This is a genomic window from Microbacterium foliorum, from assembly GCF_003367705.1.
Taxonomy (GTDB): Bacteria; Actinomycetota; Actinomycetes; order Actinomycetales; family Microbacteriaceae; genus Microbacterium; species Microbacterium foliorum.
On sequence record NZ_CP031425.1, the window covers coordinates 946018 to 963454 of the forward strand.

Annotated in this window: 18 protein-coding genes; 13 read left to right on the forward strand and 5 right to left on the reverse strand. The window is 69.6% G+C overall.

Annotated elements, in window-relative coordinates; all coding sequences use genetic code 11:
• The first annotated feature begins 155 nt into the window (after positions 1–155).
• Genes DXT68_RS04325 through DXT68_RS04365 form a run of 9 tightly spaced genes read left to right on the forward strand, consistent with a single transcriptional unit; the run spans position 156 to position 7059 of the window.
• A complete protein-coding gene (locus DXT68_RS04325) occupies positions 156–515 on the forward strand; it encodes a holo-ACP synthase (RefSeq protein ID WP_045253401.1) in 360 nt (119 codons plus the stop codon).
• Positions 512–1618 (forward strand): alanine racemase, encoded by a 1107-nt coding sequence (alr, locus tag DXT68_RS04330; RefSeq protein WP_045253400.1) that lies wholly within the window; start codon positions 512–514, stop codon positions 1616–1618. The genes DXT68_RS04325 and alr overlap by 4 nt, the downstream gene beginning before the upstream one ends.
• Positions 1615–2112: a tRNA (adenosine(37)-N6)-threonylcarbamoyltransferase complex ATPase subunit type 1 TsaE gene (tsaE, locus tag DXT68_RS04335; RefSeq protein WP_045253399.1), complete on the forward strand. Its 498-nt coding sequence runs from the start codon at positions 1615–1617 to the stop codon at positions 2110–2112. Before alr ends, tsaE begins: the two co-directional genes overlap by 4 nt.
• A gap of 20 nt (positions 2113–2132) precedes the next feature.
• The gene (tsaB, locus tag DXT68_RS04340; protein ID WP_045253451.1) at positions 2133–2780 is read left to right on the forward strand and encodes a tRNA (adenosine(37)-N6)-threonylcarbamoyltransferase complex dimerization subunit type 1 TsaB; all 648 of its coding nucleotides are present in this window, start codon (positions 2133–2135) and stop codon (positions 2778–2780) included.
• A complete protein-coding gene (gene rimI / locus DXT68_RS04345) occupies positions 2777–3283 on the forward strand; it encodes a ribosomal protein S18-alanine N-acetyltransferase (RefSeq protein WP_045253398.1) in 507 nt (168 codons plus the stop codon). Before tsaB ends, rimI begins: the two co-directional genes overlap by 4 nt.
• Entirely contained in the window at positions 3280–4350 is a 1071-nt protein-coding gene (tsaD, locus tag DXT68_RS04350; RefSeq protein WP_045253397.1) for a tRNA (adenosine(37)-N6)-threonylcarbamoyltransferase complex transferase subunit TsaD, read from the forward strand. Before rimI ends, tsaD begins: the two co-directional genes overlap by 4 nt.
• Positions 4350–4868 carry a hypothetical protein gene (locus DXT68_RS04355; protein WP_045253396.1) on the forward strand — a complete coding sequence of 173 codons (519 nt, stop codon included), beginning with the start codon at positions 4350–4352 and terminating at the stop codon, positions 4866–4868. Before tsaD ends, DXT68_RS04355 begins: the two co-directional genes overlap by 1 nt.
• A 3-nt stretch (positions 4869–4871) precedes the next feature.
• Entirely contained in the window at positions 4872–5939 is a 1068-nt protein-coding gene (locus DXT68_RS04360; RefSeq protein WP_045253395.1) for a hypothetical protein, read from the forward strand.
• Positions 5923–7059 carry a hypothetical protein gene (locus DXT68_RS04365; RefSeq protein ID WP_045253394.1) on the forward strand — a complete coding sequence of 379 codons (1137 nt, stop codon included), beginning with the start codon at positions 5923–5925 and terminating at the stop codon, positions 7057–7059. Before DXT68_RS04360 ends, DXT68_RS04365 begins: the two co-directional genes overlap by 17 nt.
• 11 nt (positions 7060–7070) lie before the next feature.
• Here the strand turns inward: DXT68_RS04365 and DXT68_RS04370 are convergent, their stop codons facing one another.
• Positions 7071–8279, reverse strand: coding sequence for a class I SAM-dependent methyltransferase (locus DXT68_RS04370; protein WP_045253393.1), 1209 nt, complete (start codon positions 8277–8279; stop codon positions 7071–7073).
• Positions 8280–8426: 147 nt separating this feature from the next.
• Between DXT68_RS04370 and groES the strand changes: the two genes are divergently transcribed.
• From groES to DXT68_RS04385, 3 genes are all read left to right on the forward strand, one after another.
• The gene (gene groES, locus DXT68_RS04375) at positions 8427–8723 is read left to right on the forward strand and encodes a co-chaperone GroES (protein WP_017203655.1); all 297 of its coding nucleotides are present in this window, start codon (positions 8427–8429) and stop codon (positions 8721–8723) included.
• 160 nt (positions 8724–8883) lie between these two features.
• Positions 8884–9819 (forward strand): EamA family transporter RarD, encoded by a 936-nt coding sequence (rarD, locus tag DXT68_RS04380; RefSeq protein WP_045253392.1) that lies wholly within the window; start codon positions 8884–8886, stop codon positions 9817–9819.
• 145 nt (positions 9820–9964) lie between these two features.
• Positions 9965–11227 carry an ABC transporter substrate-binding protein gene (locus DXT68_RS04385; protein ID WP_045253391.1) on the forward strand — a complete coding sequence of 421 codons (1263 nt, stop codon included), beginning with the start codon at positions 9965–9967 and terminating at the stop codon, positions 11225–11227.
• Positions 11228–11397: 170 nt separating this feature from the next.
• On the opposite strand, the gene DXT68_RS04390 is transcribed toward DXT68_RS04385, so the two are convergent.
• Genes DXT68_RS04390 through DXT68_RS04405 form a run of 4 tightly spaced genes read right to left on the reverse strand, consistent with a single transcriptional unit; the run spans position 11398 to position 15440 of the window.
• Positions 11398–12153 carry an ABC transporter ATP-binding protein gene (locus DXT68_RS04390; protein ID WP_045253390.1) on the reverse strand — a complete coding sequence of 252 codons (756 nt, stop codon included), beginning with the start codon at positions 12151–12153 and terminating at the stop codon, positions 11398–11400.
• Positions 12150–13106: an ABC transporter ATP-binding protein gene (locus DXT68_RS04395; protein ID WP_045253450.1), complete on the reverse strand. Its 957-nt coding sequence runs from the start codon at positions 13104–13106 to the stop codon at positions 12150–12152. Before DXT68_RS04395 ends, DXT68_RS04390 begins: the two co-directional genes overlap by 4 nt.
• 46 nt (positions 13107–13152) lie before the next feature.
• A complete protein-coding gene (locus DXT68_RS04400) occupies positions 13153–14130 on the reverse strand; it encodes a branched-chain amino acid ABC transporter permease (RefSeq protein WP_045253389.1) in 978 nt (325 codons plus the stop codon).
• Positions 14131–14132: 2 nt separating this feature from the next.
• A complete protein-coding gene (locus DXT68_RS04405) occupies positions 14133–15440 on the reverse strand; it encodes a branched-chain amino acid ABC transporter permease (protein WP_174233229.1) in 1308 nt (435 codons plus the stop codon).
• 309 nt (positions 15441–15749) lie between these two features.
• Here DXT68_RS04405 and guaB point away from each other — a divergent pair, with 309 nt between their 5' ends.
• A complete protein-coding gene (guaB, locus tag DXT68_RS04410; RefSeq protein WP_045253388.1) occupies positions 15750–17252 on the forward strand; it encodes an IMP dehydrogenase in 1503 nt (500 codons plus the stop codon).
• Positions 17253–17437 lie beyond the last annotated feature (185 nt).

Consider the following 17437-nt stretch of genomic DNA (forward strand, 5'->3'; position numbering starts at 1 on the left):
GGCCGGATGGCTGAACATCCCCCGATTGGCTGACGTATGACGCCGACAGGGGCCGCCCACCGGGGAATTGTCAGCCACCCGGGCGAGGGAGGGCGAGGGCGAGGGCGAGGGCGCCGTGTCGGGGGAGCGGCGGATGCCGCGACTAGGCTGAACGGGTGATCATCGGGACCGGCATCGACCTCGTGGACATCCCGCGATTCGAGCGGACACTCGATCGCACGCCACGACTTCTGGAGCGTCTCTTCGCGCCGAGCGAGCGCGGTCTGCGGCTGCCCTCGCTCGCTGCCAGGTACGCGGCGAAGGAGGCGCTCATCAAGACCCTCGGCGGATCCGACGGGGTGCACTGGATCGAGATCGAGATCGCCTCGGAGTCGTCGGGCCGCCCGCACTTCGTCCTGACCGGGAGCACCGCCGACGTCGTCGCCGAGCGGGGCATCACCCGACTGCACCTGACCCTCACCCATGACGCGGGACTCGCCGCGGCATTCGTCGTCGCCGAAGGAGAGCCGCTGTGACCGTCCCGTTCCGCGAGGCACGCATCGAGCTGGATGCGATCACCGACAACGTCCGCCACTTCCGTCGCCTCACCGGCGTCGAGGTCATCGCCGTCGTCAAGGCGAACGCCTACGGTCACGGCGCTGCGCCTGCAGCCGTGGCCGCGCTCGCCGGGGGCGCCACGCGGCTCGGGGTCGCCGAGATCCCCGAGGCGCTCGATCTGCGCCGGCAGGGGATCACCGCCCCGATCGTGGCGTGGCTGCACGCTCCGGGTGAGAGGTTCGATCAGGCGGCGGCGCACGACATCGAGGTGGGCATCTCGTCGTTCGACCAGCTGGAGGCGGCGGGTGCCGTCGCCTCGGTCGACCGTCCGGTGGGTGTGCACCTCAAGTTCGAGACCGGGCTGTCACGCAACGGCATCGCTCCGGCGGACTGGCGTCGTGTGCTGGCCGAGGCGGCGCGGCTCGAGCGCATCGGACGGCTGCGGATCATCGGTCTCTTCAGCCACCTCTCGAACACGTCGCCGCAGGACGACCGTGAGGCGCTGGCGAAGTTCGAGCAGGGGGTGGAGGTCGCGGCCTCGTTCGGCATCCATCCCGAGATCCGCCACATCGCGGCCACCGCCGCGGCCATAGACCTGCCCGAGATGCGACTGGACGCGGTGCGGATCGGCGTCGGCATCTACGGACTCTCGCCCTTCGAGGACCGCTCGTCGGCCGAGCTGGGTCTGCGTCCGGCGATGACGCTGCGTGGCGCGGTCGCAGCCGTGCGCCGCGTTCCGGCAGGGACCGGGGTGTCGTACGGGTACGACCATCGCGCCCCGCACGACACGACGCTGGTGCTGGTGCCTCTCGGGTATGCCGACGGCGTGCCCCGTCAGGCCTCGGGGCGACTGCCGGTCTCGATCGCCGGTCGGCGCCATCTCAACGTCGGACGCATCGCGATGGACCAGTTCGTCGTGGACGTCGGCGACACCCCCGTCTCGATCGGCGACGAGGTGGTGCTGTTCGGCGACCCGACCCTCGGCGTGCCGTCGGCGGCGGAGTGGGCCAACGCCGCCTCGACCATCAACTACGAGATCGTCACGCGCATCGGCGCCCGCGTGCCCCGGCGGTCGGCATGAGCGTGGATCCGGCGTTCCTCGGACATCACGAGATCGACACGTCCGCCGCGATGGAGCAGCTCGGGGTGCGCATCGGCGAGGGGCTGACCGCCGGCGACCTGCTCATCCTCACCGGGCCGCTCGGCGCGGGAAAGACGACCTTCACGCGCGGGCTCGCGCGAGGGCTGGGTGTGCGCGGCCCCGTGCAGAGTCCCACGTTCGTGATCGCCCGCACGCACCCCTCGCTCGTCGGACGCGCCCCGCTGGTGCACGTCGACGCCTATCGGCTGGGATCGGATGCCGAGCTCGATGACCTCGATCTCGACCTCGCCCGTTCGGTCGTCGTCGTGGAGTGGGGGCGCGGGATGGCGGAGGAGCTCGCCGACACCTGGTGGGACATCGAACTCGAGCGGCCGGTCGGCGGAGACGAGCAGCTCGACCCGTCCGAGCTCGACACGGATGCTCCGCGCCGCGTGACGATCACCCGCGAAGGACGCTCGACGAGCGCGGGGTGAACCCCGGCTACCCTGGAGAGGTGATCCTCGCCGTCGACACCTCTCTGGGCACCGCCGTCGCCCTCATCGACGATGACGGCGTCCGCCTCTCCGACGCCTCGGCGGCGGATCCCCTCGGGCATGCCGAGGTGATCGGCGAGATGCTCGTCCGTGCCCTCGACGAGGCCGCGGGCGACGAGAGCATGGGCGACGGAGCTCCCCTGATCGGCCACGTGGTCGCCGGCATGGGACCGGGCCCCTTCACCGGACTCCGGATCGGCATCGCGGCGGCACGCGCATTCGCGATGGGCCGCGGCATCCCGGTCGTCCCTGTGCCGAGCCACGCCGCCGCCGCACTCACCGCGATCGAGCACGACCGGATCGCCGGGCCTTTCGCGATCGTCACCGATGCCCGACGTCGCGAGGTCGCGATCACGGTCTTCGACGGAACCGATGCCGACGGACTCCCGGTCGTGATCGCCGACACCGTGCTCGTGCCGCGCGTCGATGCCGACGAGCATCTGGGAGCCACGCGCCGCATCGACGTCGAGACGCTCTCCGCCGTCGATCTCGCGCGGGTGGGCGCGCGATCCGTCGCCGCCGGGCGGATCCTCATGGCCGACGAACCTCTCTACCTGCGCCAGCCCGATGTCACCGTCCCCGGCGCGCCGAAGAAAGTCGGGCGATGACGCTGCGCGCGGCGACGCCCCACGATCTGGACGCGATCATGGCGGTGGAGCGACGCTCCTTCCCGACCGACGCCTGGAGCCCCCAGGCGATGGCCGACGAGCTCTCCAGCCCGCATGGCCGCTACCTGGTCGACGAGCACGAGGGCAGCGTCATCGGCTACGGGGGAGTGCGCGCGCTGCAGGGGTCCCGCGACGCCGACATCCAGACCATCGCCTTCGACGAGAGGCATCGGGGCGCCGGCCGCGGGCGCGCGCTGCTGCGCGCGCTGCTCGCCGCGGCGGCCGAGCGGGGCGCGCGAGAGGTCTTCCTCGAGGTGCGGGCCGACAACCCCGGCGCCGAGGGGCTCTACCTCTCCGAGGGGTTCGAGGAGATCGGGCGACGCCCGCGCTACTACCAGCCGGATGACGTCGACGCGATCGTGATGCGGCTCGCGCTGCCTGATCGCCGCGCGCACGACGAGACCGGACCTCTGCAGGATGCCGCGAAGGAGGGCGCCGAATGACCGAGCCGCTGGTGCTGGGCATCGAGACGAGCTGCGACGAGACCGGGATCGGCATCGTCCGCGGCCGCACTCTGCTGTCGAACACGATCGCCTCGAGCATGGACGAGCACGCCCGCTACGGCGGCGTCGTGCCCGAGGTCGCCGCGCGCGCGCACCTCGAGGCGCTGCAGCCGTCGATCGACGCCGCGCTCGCCGAGGCGGGCGTGCGACTCGACGAGCTCGACGCCGTGGCCGTGACCAGCGGCCCCGGCCTGGCCGGCGCCCTGATGGTCGGGGTCGGCGCTGCCAAGGGCCTCGCGGTGTCCCTCGGCACGCCGCTCTATGCCGTGAACCATCTCGTGGGGCATATCGCCGCCGACATCCTGACCCCCGACTCCGATCCTCTGGAGTACCCGACGATCGCGCTGCTGGTCTCCGGCGGGCACACGTCGCTGCTGCACGTGCGCGACCTCACCACCGACGTCGAGATGCTCGGCGAGACCATGGACGACGCCGCCGGCGAGGCGTTCGACAAGGTCGCGCGGCTGCTGTCGCTGCCCTACCCGGGTGGGCCGGAGATCGATCGCGCGGCGCGGGAGGGCGACCCGAACGCCATCCGCTTCCCGCGGGGCCTGTCCCGCGCCTCCGATCTGGCCGCCCACCGCTACGACTTCTCGTTCTCGGGTCTCAAGACGGCGGTCGCCCGCTGGGTGGAGCGCTGCGAGGCCGACGGTGTGCCCGTACCGGTCGCCGATGTCGCGGCGAGCTTCCGCGAGGCCGTGGTCGACGTGCTCGTGACGAAGGCGCTCGCCGCCTGCGCCGATCTCGGGGTGCCCCGTCTGCTGCTGGGCGGAGGCGTCATCGCCAATCGCCGCCTGCGTGAGGTCGCACTCTCCCGTGCGGCGGCGGCCGGGGTCACGGTCCGCATCCCGCCGTTGTCGCTGTGCACCGACAACGGGGCCATGATCGCCGCCCTCGCCGCCGAGCTGATCTCGTCGGGACGCCGCCCGTCGACGCTCGCCTTCGGCGCCGATTCGACCCTGCCCGTGACCGAGATCCAGGTCGCGGAGCGGAGCGTGGTGTCGTGATGAGCGATGCGACACGGGGAGCCGACGCCGCGGGCACCGATCCGGCGGCGGGCAGGGTCGTGCCGCCGGCCCGCATCGACATCCCCAGCGGTGAGGTGGAGCGCCCGACGGGTGCCGCTCGACTGCCGGGTGCCCGACGCGACGGCTACACGCGGCTGCCCACCGGGCCGGTCGGTGTCGAGCCGGTGATCGTGACCGGTCCGATGCTCGACGAGGTCAGGCGCGACACCGACTGGCAGCCCTCGACCGACACCGGGACGGTGACTGCCGCGGTCGACGACACCCGGCTCGCTCCCTGGGCGCTGATGGCGGCGATCGTGGCACTGGCCAGCTCGTTCTTCGTCGGCTGGGGGCTGCCGATCGCGGTGATCTCGGTCGTCGCCGCGATCATGTCGCTTCGGCGTCCCGTCGAGAGTCGTTCGATCGCGCGCTGGGCGCTCGTGCTCGGGCTGTGCGCGACGGTCTACAGCCTGGGATGGCTCGTCTGGGCGGGTATGCAGTTCGAAAGGCTCGGATAGCGGATGCTCGGTGCCGAGGAGGCGCTCGAGCTTCGTGCGCTGCAGGAGCGTGCGTATGGCCGCGACGGGGCGTTGCGGGTCGACGAGGTGGCTCGGCTGCGCCGACTCGAGGCGCAGAGACGGGCATCCTCGTCAGGTGCGGAATCCGAGCAGCCGACGGCTCAGGGTCCCTCGGGCGCTGATGGTGCATCATCCGTCTCGGTCGATCCGGCGCCAGAGTCCGCCCCTGCGCCCGCGCCGCGCTCGCAGGACGACGGCGCGGAGGGATCCGCACCGTCTTCGCCTCGGACGCGCGGGCGCAGCGCTCTGCTGCTGGCGTCGGTATGCGTGGTGCTCGGCCTGGGGGCGGGATGGCTGCTGTTCGCCGATCGGGGCATCTCGTCGATGTCGCTGACGTCGACGCAGCAGGAATGGCAGAACGCGATCGTGGCCTCGGGGCGGTACGACCCCGGCTCGGTGCGCGCGCTGCGCGAGGAGCGGGGCGTGGTGGTCTGGTACGCCACGAAGGATGACGGCACGCAGGTGTGCGTGGTGCTGGGGGATGCCGAGTCGACGGCCCCCGCCTGCACGACTCGTGAGCAGGCGCTGGCGCAGGGGGTGAGCGCCAGCCTCGTGACGGTGGTCGACGACTCGCAGACCTTGGATGTCGACGCGTACATGTACCTGACCGATGACGGCGCACCTGCGATCGTCACCAGCAGCTACATGTCGATGCCGCAGTCGTCGGCCCAGTTCGCGACTCCCGAGGAGGCGGCTGTCGCGGTCTCCCTCGCAGAGGATGTCGGCCTCGACCGGCGCTCGATCATGGTCGTCGGCTACGACGGCGAGACGCCGATCTGGGTCGGCGTCGACAAGGCGACGCAGCGCTACTGTCTGGTCATCGACGGCTCGAGTCCCTCGCCGCCGATGGTGTGCGACGACAGTCTGATGCTGGCCGAGACCGACAGGTCGCTCGGACTCGTCGTCGACGACGGCGACGGGATCACCCGCTACGAGTACCGGTTCGGCTACGGTCAGGGATACCTCACGGTCACGAGGGACGGGGAGGGCGACGATGCCGCACGAGAGTGACGCTGCCGAACTGCGAGCGCTGCAGGCCAGGGCCTACGGGCGCGGCGGTGGACTCTCCGACACGGATGCCGCGCGTCTGGCCGCCCTCGAATCGGCCCGTGTCGTACGGACCGCAGGAGACGCCGGCGACGCCGGCGATCCTGTGCCCCTCGACGATGCGATTTCTGCCGTCGATCCGACCCTTGACGGTGATGCCGTGCCTGCTGCTGGTGCCGCGACTCCTGCTGGTGACGCGATTCCTGACGATGCCGCGACTCCTGGTGATACCGCGACGCCTGCCGCTCCGGCCGACACCGTGCCGCCTGCGGGGAGCCGCAGGAGGTGGACCTCGCTCGTCGCCGCCTCGGCCGCCCTTCTGCTGGTCGGGCTCGGCGTGGGCTGGGCGGTGTTCGCGGAGAAGGGCGACGGGATCTCCCTCACCGCGGCGCAGCAGGAGCGGCGGGCGGCGCTCCAGGACGACGGCGGGTACGACCCGGGGAGCCTCAGGGCGATCGGCCAGGACGACGATGCGCTGGTCTGGCTCGCCACGAAGGATGACGGTGAGCTGAGCTGCCTCACCCTCGACGTCGCGGCGGAGTCGTCGACGCAGTGCGCTCCCACCGAGGATCTCGAGAGAGGCTGGGGATTCGGAGTGAGCGTCGTCACCCCGGCGGGCGACGACGACGAGCCTGCGCAGCAGCTCTCTGCGACGGCGGCGCGCGCGACCACGGGTGAGTTCGTGGCGGTCGTGCAGCGCTGGGACACGAGCGGGAACGACTGGATGTCGCAGTTCGAGGGGGCGGAGCGGGATCGGGCGGAGCAGCTCGCGGACGAGGGGTTCGACGAGTACACCTATTCGATCGTCGGCGACTTCCAGGAGCAGCCCGTCTGGTTCGGTCAGCGCACCACGGGCGCGGTGACCGAAGACTGCCTGGTCGTCGACGCCCTCGACGCGACCCAGTGCGTGCGCGCCGGCGAATCCCGCGAGGCCGGGATCGGCATCAGAACGGTGACGTTCGACGAGGGGGCGGGCCGGACCGTCACGTCGGATGTGCTCCTCTCGTTCACCCGCAGCGGCACCCCGTACCTCGTGGTGAGCGACGACGCGCCGGCGTCCGCCTCTGGCACGGATGCCGGCTGACCGCGCTCCGGCTATCCGGCCGCGGGAACCCGGTCGGCGAGGATCGCCCGTCGCTGGTCGCCCACTCGGGTGAGGATCAGGGTGGCAGCGGCATCGCCTCTGAGCGCGAGCTTCTTGCGGAAGGCGGCGGGGTCGATGTCCATCCCGCGCTTCTTGATCTCGAGGGTGCCGATCCGGTGGGACTTGAGGACGGCGCTGATGGCCTTCGGGTTGGCCGGCATCGTCTCGCGCACCCGGAAGCTCTGCACGAACGGGCTGGTCAGCGCTGAGTCCGAGGTCAGGTACGCGATGCGCTCGTCGAGCATCCCCGCCTCGAGGGAGCGCGCGACGTCGCCGATGAGACGGGCGCGGATCACCGCCCCGTCGGGTTCGTGCAGGAACGCCCCGAGCTCGCGCACCGGCGCATCGTCGGCGTCGGCACCGGCGGTCAGCTCGTGCGAGCGCTCGCCGCGGATGACCAGTGCTGCGCGGCGCACCCCTTCGCGTGCGAGTGCCCCCGTCCACAGGACGAGCTCGACGACGCTGCCCTCCGCGCTCACCCACTGGGCCTCGGCATCGGCGGGGAGGGCGTCACGGTCGTGCCCCGGGCCGAGCTTGATGCCGGAGGGGACGCGGGAGGCGAGCTCGAACGCCCAGTCCAGCGGTGGGGAGTAGTCGTCGGACGAGACGCGGCGGGTCTCGCCGTGTCCTGCGGTGCGGCGGGCGGGGTCCATCCAGATCGCCGTCGTGCCGTCCGTCTCCGTCGGCGCGTGCTCCTGCGCCGTCCCGTGCGCGACCGTGGCGCTGTCGGCGAAGGGCGCGAGGTTGTAGGCGGCGATGGCCGCGGTGACCTCGTCGGCATCGACCGCCGACACGTCGAGCCCGGCACCGGCGAAAGCGAGGGAGTCGCCGCCGATGCCGCAGCCCAGGTCGGCGACGGCGGTGACGCCGGCGCGGCGCATCCGCTGGGCATGCCGCGCGGCGACGCCGAGGCGCGTCGCCTGCTCGAGACCCGCGCGCGTGAACAGCATCCGCGCGGCGAAGTCGCCGAACTTCGCCTGGCCGCGCGAGCGCAGCGCAGCCTGACCCACCACGGCCGACACGAGGTCGGGGGAGTGGCCCGCCGCGCGCAGGCGCGACACGGCCCTGGCGACATCGGCGCCCTGTTCGATCGGGCCGAGAGCGTCCAGCAGCTCCAGGCCCTCGGGGGTCAGCAGTGCACGCAGCTCGGACATCTCCACCCGGCAAGCTTAGGCGGCGGCGAGGCCGGCGCGATTGGCACTCGCATTGCATGAGTGCCAGCCGACGCCCTACACTGGGTGTTAGCACTCTCGGGTTGAGAGTGCGAAAAAGTCTTCCTGTCAGCGTCAAGAAAGAAGAGGTAGACCGTGTCGGTTTCCATCAAGCCGCTCGAGGACCGCATCGTCATCAAGCAGGTCGAGGCCGAGCAGACCACCGCGAGTGGCCTGGTCATCCCCGACACCGCCAAGGAGAAGCCCCAGGAGGGCGAGGTCGTGGCCGTTGGCCCCGGCCGCATCGATGACAACGGCAACCGCGTTCCGCTCGACGTCGCCGTGGGCGACCGTGTCCTGTACAGCAAGTACGGCGGCACCGAGGTGAAGTTCGGCGCAGACGAGTTCCTCGTCCTGTCGGCACGCGACGTGCTCGCGGTCGTCGTCCGCTGAGACAACGTCTTCGAAAGGGCCCGGATGCATCTCGCATCCGGGCCCTTTCCGTGTGCGTGACGAGTCCGGCGCCCGCCAGGTCTGCGCGCTTTCCTGCCATTCTCCGGCCGTGCACGATGCCGCGCCGATGGCCGAGGTGACGCGGCACTAGGGTTGTCCGGTGACCCCCACGAGCACCGCCACCCGCGCCACGCAGACGGCCGGTGTCGCCTACGCGGGCGGCGCCTATCTGCTCTGGGGCGTGCTGCCCCTGTACTTCCTGCTGCTCGCACCGACAGGACCGTGGGAGGTCGTCGCCTGGCGGGTGCTCCTGTCGCTCCTGTTCTGCGTCATCCTGCTCACGGTGACCCGAGGATGGCAGGCCTTCGGTGCCATCGTGCGTCAGCCCCGGCTGCTGGGATGGACGGCCCTGGCCGGCGTGCTGATCTACGTCAACTGGCAGGTCTTCGTGTTCGGCACGCTCAGCCACAACGTGGTCGAGACCAGCCTCGGCTACTTCATCAACCCGATCATGACGGTGCTGCTCGGGGTGTTCGTGCTCAAAGAGCGCATCCGCCGGCTGCAGTGGGTGGCCGTCGGCATCGCCTCGGCCGCGGTGATCGTGATCGTGGTGCTGTACCGTTCGTTCCCCTGGATCGCACTCTCACTCACCGTCTCCTTCGGGGTCTACGGGCTCATCAAGAAGAAGATCGGCCCGGCCGTCGACGCGATCAGCGGGCTGACCCTCGAGTCGTTCTGGTTGATCCCCATCGCCGTGGTCCAGCTGGTGCTCGTCGCCACCGGCTCCGGCCTCACGATGGGGGCCAACGGCGCGGGGCACGCCGTGCTGCTGGCTCTCGCCGGCGTCGCCACCGCGGTGCCCCTGCTGCTGTTCGCCGCGGGGACCCGGCGGATCGACCTGACGGTCATCGGGATGATCCAGTTCGTGACGCCCGTGATGCAGTTCATCATCGGCGCCGTGGTGCTCGGCGAGCCCATGCCGATCGAGCGCTGGGTGGGTTTCGTCTTCGTCTGGGTCGCGATCGCCGTCTTCCTCGTCGACCTCGTGATCGCCACCCGTCGCGGGCGTCGGAACGGGCGCTCGAAACCGATCTGAACGGCGGAATCATGCGGCGCGTGACCCGGTGGCGGATCGTTAACGCACCGAAACATCGGCGACCCCTATGCGAAGCCTTTCAGTCCTAGTGTTAGAGCCACCCGACCGTGGTCACAATCCACGGCCAGTCACGCAAGGGAGCATCATGACCTCATTCACGCGCTCGCGCAGCGCCCGATTCCTCGCGGGAGTCGCGCTGCTCAGCGTCTCGGCGATCGTCGTCGCAGGCTGCAGCAGCACCCCCTCGGATGACTCGTCCGACGGCGGCGGCAGCACTTCCGCCGCCGATCTGACTCTCAAGCTGGGCTCGCTGCTTCCGCAGACCGGCTCGCTGGCGTTCCTGGGCCCGCCCATGGAGTCCGGCGTGGGCCTCGCGGTCAAGGAGATCAACGACGCCAAGGCGGGTGTGACCATCGACCTCACCGCCGAGGACGAGGGCGACACCGACACCAAGGCCTACGAGACCTCGATCACCAAGCTCCAGGGTGCCGGCGTCTCGGCCATCGTGGGTGCCGCGGCATCCGGTGTCTCCAAGCTGATCCTCGACGGAAACGTCAGCGCAGGCATCCTGCAGATCTCCGCCTCGAACACCTCGCCCGACTTCACCGCGTGGGACGACGACGGACTCTACTTCCGCACCGCCCCCAGCGACCTGCTGCAGGGTGAGGTGCTCGGCAACCTGATCGCCGAGGACGGCGCCAAGTCGCTCGGCATCATCTACCAGAACGACGCGTACGGCACCGGCCTCGACGCGGCGATCAAGGAGACGTTCGAGGGCACCGGCGGCGAGGTCGTCGCCGAGGCGTCGTTCAACGTCGGCGACGCGCAGTTCGACGCACAGGTCGAGACGATCAAGGCGCAGAACCCCGACGCGGTCGCGATCGTGTCGTTCGACCAGTTCAAGACCCTCGCGCCGCTGCTGGTGAACGCCGGCATCTCCGCCGACAAGTTCTACCTCGTCGACGGAAACCTGTCGGACTACGGCGACGAGATCCCGGTCTCGCTCGAGGGTGCACAGGGCACGAAGGCCGGCCCCGCGCTCGCCGACGACTTCACCGACCGTCTGCAGACGTACTGGACGGGTGAGGGCAACAGCGAGGTCAAGGACTTCACCTACGCGGCCGAGGCGTACGACGCCGTCGTGCTCGTGGCGCTGGCGTCGCTGGCCGCAGACTCCACCGAGGGCGCGGACATCGCGGCCAAGATGCAGGAGGTCTCGGGCGGTTCGGGCGACGGCGAGAAGTGCACCAGCTTCGCCGACTGCGCCAAGATCATCAACGACGGCGGAACGGCCGACTACGACGGCTACTCCGGTGACGTCACGTTCGACGAGGCGGGCGACCCCCAGGGGGCCTCGATCGGCATCTACAAGTACGGTGCCGACAACATGATCGAGCGCACCAACTGATCATCGGTCACCGCACCTGCTGATCGCACATACGAAGGCCCCGGACGCTGCATCCGGGGCCTTCGTCGTGCGTGCCCGCGTAGGGACCGCCCGCCGTCGGGACACGTCCGGCGTCGGGACACGCGAGAGGGGCGGATGCCGCAGCATCCGCCCCTCTTCGTCTGTGCCGCTCAGGCGGCGTCGGTGCCCAGCGTGCCCAGGTACAGACCGATCACCTTCGGGTCGTTGAGCAGGTCGCGTCCGCTGCCCTCGTAGGCGTCCCTGCCCTGGTCGAGCACGTAGCCGCGGTCGCAGATCTGCAGGCAGCGCCGGGCGTTCTGCTCGACCATGATGGTGGTGACTCCGGCCTTGTTGATGTCGGAGACCCGGATGAACGCGTCGTCCTGACGCACCGGGCTGAGACCGGCCGACGGCTCGTCGAGCAGCAGCACCGACGGGTTCATCATCAGGGCGCGCGACATCGCGACCATCTGCCGTTCACCGCCCGACAGAGAGCCCGCGCGCTGCTTGAGGCGCTTCCCCAGCTCGGCGAAGATGCCGGTGACGAACTCGAGCCGCTCTGCATACGCCTTGGGGTTCTGGTAGAGCCCCATCTGCAGGTTCTCCTCGATGGAGAGCGAGGGGAACACGTTGTTCGTCTGAGGGACGAACCCGACGCCGCGTCTGACGAGCTTGTCGGCCTTGAGGCCGACGATGCTGTCGCCGTTCAGGGTGATCTCGCCGTCGCGGACGTTCACGAGGCCGAAGATCGCCTTCAGCAGAGTCGATTTGCCGGCGCCGTTCGGACCGATGATGCCGATCAGCTCGCCCTTGCGGGCGACGAGGTTGGCGCCGTTGAGGATGTTCACCCCCGGGAGGTACCCGGCGTGCACGTCCTTCAGCTCGACGACGACGTGGTCGTTCTTCACAGATGCGTCATCGCTCATGCGCGTCCCTCCTGGGTGTCTTCGGCGGCGCCGAGCTCTGCCTCGGCCTCTGCTTCGATCTGCTCGCGCAGCTTCACGGCCGCGGTGTCGGCGAGCACCGGGATGCGGCCGGTCACCGCACCGAGATCGACGTCCTGGTGCGCACCGAGGTACGCGTCCACGACGGCCGGATCCTCCATGACCTCCTCGGGCGGGCCCTCGGCCACCACGCGCCCCTCGGCCATCACGACCACCCAGTCGGCGATATGACGCACCATGTGCATGTCGTGCTCGACGAAGAGCACGGTCATGCCCTGGTCCTTGAGGTCGAGGATGTGGTCGAGCAGCGACTGCGTCAACGCCGGGTTGACGCCGGCCATCGGCTCGTCGAGCATCACCAGCGTCGGGTCGCTCATCAGCGCCCGTGCCATCTCGAGCAGCTTCCGCTGGCCTCCCGACAGCGCGGCGGCGAAGTCCTTCTCCTTGGCGTCGAGCTTGAAGCGGGCGAGGAGCTCACGCGCCTTCACCTCGATCTCCTGGTCCTGCTTTCGCCACAGGAACGGGAACAGGCTCGACCAGAATCCCTCGCCGCGCTGATTCGGGGCGCCGAGCTTCATGTTCTCGAGCACCGTCAGCAGCGACAGCGACTTGGTCAGCTGGAACGTGCGCACCTGGCCCATCCGCGCCACCTTGAAAGAGGGCACGCCCGACAGATTCGTGCCGTCGAACGACCACGACCCGCTGTTCGGCTTGTCGAACCCGCACAGCAGGTTGAACAGGGTCGTCTTGCCCGCGCCGTTCGGTCCGATCAGGGCGGTGATGGCGCCGCGCGGGATCTCGACGTGATCCACGTCGACCGCGGTCAGGCCGCCGAAGCGGCGCTGTACGGCATCGACGACGAGGATCGGGTCGACCTTCGCGACCCCGGGGGCTGCAGGCCCCTTCGTGAGTCCCGTGGTCTTGGGGCGCCGGATGCTGCCGGTGGAGGGCGCCACTGCGGCGCTCTCGTCGGGGGTCAGTTCATTTGACAAAGGTCATCTCCCTCTTGTCTCCGAGGATGCCCTGAGGTCGGAAGATCACGAGCAGCATCAGGGCGATGCCGACGAAGATGAACACCAGCGTGGACGCCTGGCTGTCGGACATGGGCAGGAGGCCGGCCTTCGCCATGCTCGGGAGCAGGTTGGCGAGGAAGGCGAACACGACCCAGAACAGGATCGCACCGAGCGTGGGTCCGAAGACCGTCGCGGCGCCGCCGAGCAGCAGCACGGTCCAGAGGAAGAACGTGAGCGAGGTCGTGTAGCTGCCGGGCACGACGGCGGAGGGGAGCACGAACACGATCCCGCCCGCCGCGCCGACGATGCCTCCGACCACGAGCGCCTGCATCTTGTAGGCGAAGACGTTCTTGCCGAGCGAGCGCACGGCATCCTCGTCCTCGCGGATGCCCTTGAGCACCCGCCCCCACGGGCTGCGCATCAGCGCCCAGACCACGAGGATCGACACCGCGAGCAGCACCACTCCGAACACGCGGTTCCAGAGGTCGTTGGCGGTGTAGGTCCAGGGCCCGAAGCCGTAGGTGCCCGGGGGGAAGGGGTTCGCGTCGCGGAACCCGCCGTTGTACTGCGCGAGACCGTCGGCCGAGTTGGTGAACTCGTCGAACACCTGGGTGGTGAACAGCAGGCGTACGATCTCGCCGGCCGCGATCGTCGCGATGGCGAGGTAGTCGGCGCGCAGCCGCAGCGTCGGGATGCCGAGGAGGATGGCGAACAGGGCGCCGCCGCACAACCCGATGAGCATGCCGACCCACCAGGGGAGCCCGAAGGAGAGGACCGAGATGGCGTAGCCGTAGCCGCCGACGGCCATGAACGCGGCCATGCCGAAGTTGAGCAGACCGGCGTAGCCGAAGTGCACCGCCAGCCCGGTCGCCGCCAGCGCGTACGCGATGGTGACGGGGCTGAACAGGTAGACGGCCGTGTTGGAGAAGATGCTTCCGAAGTCCATCGTCAGCCCAACCTTTCCTTGCGTCCGAGCAGGCCCTGCGGCCTCACCAGGAGGATGACGATGAGCACGACGAGCGCGCTCGCGTACTTGAGGTCGGACGGGATCCACAGCGTGGAGACCTCGACCGCGATGCCCACGATGAGCGAGCCGACGAGGGCGCCGAACGCGGTGCCGAGCCCGCCGAGCGTGATGGCCGCGAAGATGAGCAGGAGCATCTGCATGCCCATGTCCCACTTCACGCCGGGGCGGAAGTACGCCCAGAGGATGCCGGAGATCGCGGCCAGGGTGCCGGCCAGGATCCAGACGTAGCGGATGACGCGGTCGACGTCGATCCCCGACGCCGCCGCGAGCTGCGGGTTGTCGGAGATGGCCCTCGTCGCCTTGCCGATGCGGGTCCTGGTGAGGAACCAGGCCACCCCGATGATGACCACGATGCTGACGGCCATAGCGATCATGTCGATGTACGACAGCGAGATCGGGCCGAGGCGGATCGGTTCGGGGCTGGCGCCGGGCAGCTGCTGCGTGCCGCCGCCGATCATGTACTGGAACACGTAGCGAAGGGCGAGCGAGAGGCCGATGCTGACGATCATGAGCTGCACGATGCCCAGGCCGCGCCGCCGCAGCGGCCGCCAGATGCCCGCGTCGAGCGCCCAGCCGAAGAGCCCTCCGCCGATCACCGCCGCGGCGATCCCGAGCCACAGCGGCAGATGCCAGAAGCTCGTCGTGACCAGGGCGACCAGACCGCCCCACGTCACCATCTCGGCATGGGCGAAGTTCGACAGGCGGGTCGTGCCGTAGATCAGCGCCGCACCCATCGAGGCGAGCGCGAGCAGGAGGCCGAAGTTCAGGCCGCCGACGAGTCGGGAGGCGAGCTGGTCGATGAACGACACGGTGATCCGCTCGCCCTCGCCGAGGAAGAGGTTGGTGATCTTGGTGCCGGTGAGACCGAACTCGACCTCGAACGACGCCGTGGTCCCGGCGATCGGCTGCGCGCCCTCGGGGAGCAGCGCGGCGTCGACGATCACGCCCTCGGGCAGGGTCTCCTCGTCGACGGTGAGGGTGTACGTCTCCTTCTCGGGCACGTACAGGCGCCACTTGCCCTCGGCATCCGTCTCGGTCTCGCCCTCGAAGCCGTTGCCCTCGATGGTCATCACCACGCCCTCGACCGGTGCGTCGTCGAAGGTGATGACACCGGCGAAGTAGAAGTCGGTGATCTCCTGACCGTCGTCCGTCTCTTCGGCGGAGGCCGCGGAGGGGGGCTGCAACCAGAGGAATGCGATGGCGAGAAGCGATGCCAGGAGGACGGTGATCCACCGCACTCCGCTTCGATTCGCCGAGATCGTCGGACGCACAGAACCTCCACCCGGTACACAGGCCAGCGACGGAGTTGTGCATCGGCCTTGATGTACGACGGTATGAGCGTAATGTGTCGGCTCTGTTTCGACCAAGGCACGATCTGCTCACGCTGGGAACGATCCCATCACGAAGTTGCCCATGACCCACGACCCCGCGCGCGTCCGTGCCTCGCGGCGGCGGTGGCCCTCGGGAATTTCCGGGGCCTCCCGGCGCTTAGAATTGGTACACCCTCGCCCGAGATACCGCCCGCAGGAGGACAATCCATGGAACAGCACGACCCCTTCGGCTTCGTCGGACTCACCTATGACGACGTGCTGCTTCTTCCCGGCCACACCGACGTGATCCCCAGCGAGGCGGACACCTCGTCGCGCATCACCCGCCGCATCTCGGTCGCGACCCCCCTGCTCTCGAGCGCCATGGACACCGTCACCGAGTCGCGCATGGCGATCGCGATGGCCCGGGAGGGCGGCATCGGCATCCTGCACCGCAACCTCTCGATCGCCGATCAGGCTGCGCATGTCGACCGCGTCAAGCGCAGCGAGTCCGGCATGATCACCGATCCGATCACGACCTCGCCCGATGCCACGGTCGAAGAGGTCGACGCGCTGTGCGCCAAGTACCGCATCTCCGGTCTTCCCGTCGTCGACCCCGACGGGCGCCTGGTCGGCATCATCACCAACCGCGACATGCGCTTCGTCTCGGGCTTCGAGCGTCAGACGACGTTCGTGAAGGATGTCATGACCTCCGAGGGCCTCGTCACGGCTCCCGTCGGCGTCGCCGCCGGCGAGGTCATCGCCCTGTTCGCGCACCACCGGGTCGAGAAGCTGCCGCTCATCGACGACGAGGGCCGTCTGGCCGGTCTCATCACCATCAAGGACTTCGACAAGAGCGAGAAGTACCCGCTCGCCACCAAGGACGACCAGGGCCGGCTGCGCGTGGGTGCGGCCATCGGATTCTTCGGCGACGCGTGGGAGCGCGCGGAGGCACTCCGCGATGCCGGTGTCGACGTGCTCGTGGTCGACACCGCGAACGGTCAGTCGCAGGGCGTGATCGAGCTCGTCAAGCGCATCAAGGCCGACGAGAGCTTCGCCCACATCGACGTGATCGGCGGCAACGTCGCCACCCGTGAGGGCGCGCAGGCGCTCGTCGACGCGGGCGTGGACGCCGTCAAGGTGGGTGTCGGACCGGGATCGATCTGCACCACCCGCGTCGTCGCCGGTGTGGGGGTTCCCCAGGTCACGGCCGTCTACGAGGCCTCGCTCGCCGCTCGTCCCGCCGGCGTGCCGGTGATCGCGGACGGCGGACTGCAGTACTCGGGCGACATCGCCAAGGCGCTCGTCGCCGGGGCCGACGCGGTCATGCTCGGCTCCCTGCTCGCCGGGACCGACGAGTCGCCGGGTGAGATCGTCTTCCAGTCGGGCAAGCAGTTCAAGCAGTACCGCGGCATGGGATCGCTGGGGGCGATGCAGACCCGCGGCAAGCAGACGTCCTACTCGAAGGACCGCTACTTCCAGGCCGATGTGCCCAGCGACGACAAGCTCATCCCCGAGGGCATCGAGGGTCAGGTGCCGTACCGGGGGCCGGTGGCGGCCGTCGCCTACCAGCTCGTCGGCGGCCTGCGTCAGTCGATGTTCTACGTGGGCGCCCGCACGATCGAGGAGCTCAAGCAGCGCGGCAAGTTCGTGCGCATCACGGCGGCGGGACTCAAGGAGTCGCACCCGCACGACGTGCAGATCGTGGTCGAGGCGCCGAACTACAAGCGCTGAGCGACACGAAGAAGGGGCCGGATGCGATCGCATCCGGCCCCTTCGTCGTTGCCCGCGAAGACGCCCGTATATGCGAGTATCTAGTTACAACCGCTCGACTTCCCCTCGAGCTCCCGGCGCGAAGAGCGCAGGGGGTGGCACGCCGGATCCCCAGTCCGGCAGGGGACCTCCCCATTGAGAGCCGC